Annotated in this window: 1 protein-coding gene and 1 pseudogene; one reads left to right on the top strand and one right to left on the bottom strand. The window is 40.0% G+C overall.

What is annotated here, in order from left to right; genetic code table 11:
• Positions 1-161: 161 nt before the first annotated feature.
• Complete coding sequence (locus tag EDI28_RS26140) at positions 162-569, top strand: hypothetical protein (RefSeq protein WP_128786710.1); 408 nt, start codon at positions 162-164, stop codon at positions 567-569.
• A 35-nt stretch (positions 570-604) separates the two neighbouring features.
• Here EDI28_RS26140 and EDI28_RS26135 read toward each other — a convergent pair.
• Positions 605-718: pseudogene (locus EDI28_RS26135) on the bottom strand (IS110 family transposase); the annotation flags it as partial.

Genomic DNA, 718 nt, shown 5'->3' with positions numbered 1-718 from the left:
TGGCGGTAGCGTGCATTGAAGTTGAGTAGGTTACTTGGAGCTCGCCATAACAAAGGTATCAAGGTGACGCGTTTGACTCGGCGGTTTTGGTTCGGAGTTCTGTGCGCTTGGTGGGTTAATCGTGGCGCACCTTATCCCAGGCGTTATGTGTAGGAGAAAGTATGCTCATTAATATTAGAGTTCCATTGTTAATATGTTGTTTTTTCTCAATTGGAATAAATGGTTGCTCTGAGCCTTTTGACATTGAAAAAGCAAATCAACCTATAGTAGATGATATAAAAAATTCGTCATATGACTTAAGTGATTTGCCAGAAAATCTTGAAGATTGGCTAGTTGAATATCTAAATGAACAGTGCAATGGAGAAAATTTGTTCTCTAAACAAATGCAATGCCAAGGAAAGATAAGTCTAAGTTCGCTTAGATATGTTGGTGAGTTCGTAGAGTACTCAAAGCCAATAAGGTACTGGAGCTTTCCTTGTGATAATAAACAAGGTTGCTGGGTTATCGTACAGCCATTTCAGGATGGTTACATTACGGATATTCGACTTGAAGCTCCAAGGCGAAATTAACACATAACAAACGACTATGGCGTCAATAGATAATTTTAAGCTGTTTTTGCATCCCATAGGGCGCCATCTCGCAGCATAGAATTTAAGATGTTAATCATCTTCCTGACGCAGGCGATAATGGCCACTTTTTTCGGTTTTCCTTCTGCCAG

The organism is Photobacterium chitinilyticum, assembly GCF_004104355.1.
Lineage (GTDB): Bacteria > Pseudomonadota > Gammaproteobacteria > Enterobacterales > Vibrionaceae > Photobacterium > Photobacterium chitinilyticum.
This window is presented reverse-complemented; position numbering and strand designations above follow the sequence as displayed.

What these genes read in the sequence shown, in the direction of transcription:
- EDI28_RS26140 (WP_128786710.1), top strand. Translation starts at nt 162, where the DNA reads ATGCTCATTAATATTAGAGTTCCATTGTTAATATGTTGTTTTTTCTCA.